Annotated in this window: 2 protein-coding genes, 1 tRNA gene and 1 pseudogene; all 4 read left to right on the top strand. The window is 38.1% G+C overall.

The genetic code is table 11. The annotated features are described in order from the left end of the window. Positions 1 to 610: hypothetical protein (locus J582_RS24485; protein WP_032048826.1), on the top strand; the 610-nt coding region annotated here is incomplete at its 5' end. A 134-nt stretch (positions 611 to 744) separates the two neighbouring features. Next, positions 745 to 820, top strand: a tRNA-Glu gene (locus J582_RS24480). Positions 821 to 951: 131 nt separating this feature from the next. Continuing rightward, entirely contained in the window at positions 952 to 2370 is a 1419-nt protein-coding gene (locus J582_RS24475; protein ID WP_031982134.1) for an amino acid permease, read from the top strand. Between the two features lie 116 nt (positions 2371 to 2486). After that, a pseudogene (locus tag J582_RS0105465) lies at positions 2487 to 2722 on the top strand (hypothetical protein); the annotation flags it as partial.

Below are 2722 nucleotides of genomic sequence, written 5' to 3'. Positions count from 1 at the left end.
TCCTTTTGTGCCACATCTTCCTCTTTCCCCCGATCAACCCACAGAAAGCTTATCAGAACGTTTATATCTGACTTCACAGTTAGTAAAAGATCGCGTTCTTAAAGAAATGGTGGTTCTTTTAAATAATTTTCCTAAATTACATGAGAGCTTAATTCAACAATTCTTGATTGAAACTTACATGTACTTATCTAATCCTGATTTTATGTACGAAGTTCATCAAAGAATTTTAAAACAAATGCATGATGATGAAGATTGTATTGTAGTCGCTCACTCTTTAGGTTCCGTGATCGCATTTCACTTGTTATCAGACCCGGCTTATCACTTTTCAGTACAACGCTTTGTTACCTTAGCTTCACCACTTTCTTTTCGGGTGATCCAAAGTAAACTCCCTATTCCGATTGAACGACCAAAATGCCTCAATGGCGATTGGTATAATTTCTACTCAAAAGATGATTTTTTAACAGCTTTCCCATTAAGTGAAGCACCTTTTAATTTCACTCCACCAATTATCAATCAAGAAATTTTTACTTTTGCGAACCAACCCCATGAAATTGTAGGGTACTTACAACACCATGCAGTCATCAAAGCAATTATTGAACCTTTTCAATAAAAATTAGCCATAAATGCCTATATTTTCTACAATTTGAGTTATTTTTAAGCGCTTGAATGTTTTTTTTAATATTTCTTCAGAAAACTATTTGACACTTTTATTAAATCGACCTAATATACGCCCACCTCTGAAACGTCCCTATCGTCTAGAGGCCTAGGACATCGCCCTTTCACGGCGGTAACCGGGGTTCGAATCCCCGTAGGGACGCCATTTTCTATTTTAAAAATTCCTTTTAAAGACTCTATCGTCACCTTCCTGTCTATTCTTTGACACCTTCTTGATTGCACATTTGTCTATTTTATCTAAAATAGCGTCTTTCTTAAATTCTCTCAATGTGTAATATGCAGCCATCTGACAATCAACTAGATGCTCAGCATCAGAACAGTACTGCACCTTTAAAAAGAGCCATGAGTACTCGCCACCTTGTGATGTTATCGCTAGGCGGTGCAATCGGTACTGGTTTATTTTTGGGTTCAGGGGAAGTCATTTCACAAACTGGACCTATTGGCGCAATTATTGCCTACATTCTTGGGGGTGCAATTGCTTACATGGTTATGCTCTGTTTAGGCGAGCTGGCTGTGCACATGCCTGTTTCTGGCTCTTTTGGTGCATATGCCCAAAAGTACATTAGTCCAAGTACAGGCTACATGATTTCATGGATGTATTGGCTAACATGGACAGCAACGCTAGGGACCGAATTTACCGCCGCTGCCCTACTCATGCAGGAATGGTTGCCGCAAATTTCAATGTGGATCTGGACACTTATTTTTGCAGTGACGATTTTTGGGCTAAATATTAGTTCAACTCGAGTATTTGCTGAATCTGAGTTCTGGTTAGCGCTTGTTAAGGTTGTTACCGTTATTGCCTTTATTGTGCTTGGGTTATTAGCCATTTTTGGTTTAATTCCTTTTCATGGCGCTCAAACTGCTCCTCTGTTTAGTAATTTAACAGCCCAAGGCTGGTTCCCACACGGTTTCCTCCCTATCTTTACTACCATGCTGATTGTGAATTTTGCGTTCTCTGGGACAGAACTAATTGGTGTGGCTGCTGGTGAAACTAAAGATCCTGCACAAAACGTCCCTAAAGCGATTAATGCTGCAATCTGGCGCCTTCTTATTTTCTTTGTCGGTACCATTATTGTGATCAGTGCATTACTCCCTTTCCAGCTTGCAGGCTTAAGCAGTGAAAGTGTAAGTAGCAGTCCTTTCGTTACTGTATTTAATTACATTGGTATTCCATATGCAGATGATATCATTCGTTTTGTAATTATTACTGCACTGCTCTCAGCCGCCAATTCGGGTTTGTATGCCGCTTCACGCATGATGTGGTCTTTATCAGAACAAAAGCTTCTTCCAAGTGTATTTGCCAAGCTTTCAAAAAGTGGGACACCTATTGTTGCTTTAGTAGTCACCATGTTTGGCGCAATCCCAGGTTTGTTATCGGAACAGTTTGCACCTGAAACCATCTTTAAAAACTTACTCGGCGTTGCAGCTTTCACCATGGTTATTGTCTGGATGAGTATCTGTTTAAGTCAGTTCAATTTCCGTAGACACTGGTACCGAGCTGGACATACGGTTAAAGATTTAAAATATGCTGCACCATTATTTCCTATTGTCCCAATTTTGGGTTTTCTATTCTGCTTTATTACCTGTTTAAGTATGGCAGCAGACCCTCAAATGCGAGCAGGTTTTGTAGGTTGCTTAATTTTTACGGCTTTATGCTATATCAGTTATTTTATTTTTTATCGCCATAAGGCCTAAGTGCTTGTAATTAAAAAGTGTAGCAAAAAGCTACACTTTTTTTTGTTTAGATACTGGCTTTATAGAATCTACCGTTGTAGATTAAAATTTATATTAAAAACAATTCCTTGTATACAATGAAAATTATATTTATCCATGGGATGAATCAACAAAATTACACAGCACATCGTTTAAAAGAGCACTGGCTAAGAGTCTTTAAACTGGGCTTAAAACAATTGCACTGTAGAGTTAATTTAAGAGATTTACATATACACATGCCTTTTTATGGCGATTTAATGACGAAATATCAACTCTCTAATCAATTAGATTTAAACACCTTACTTCCAAAATCCTTTAACTTTCATTTGCCTAT

This window comes from Acinetobacter sp. 1566109, from assembly GCF_000582255.1.
GTDB lineage: Bacteria > Pseudomonadota > Gammaproteobacteria > Pseudomonadales > Moraxellaceae > Acinetobacter > Acinetobacter nosocomialis.
Note: the sequence above shows the minus strand (reverse complement) of the source record. Positions and strands in the feature narration are given on the sequence as shown.

Excerpts from the sequence above, each read along its gene's own strand:
- J582_RS24475 (WP_031982134.1), top strand. The coding sequence starts at position 952 with ATGCAGCCATCTGACAATCAACTAGATGCTCAGCATCAGAACAGTACT.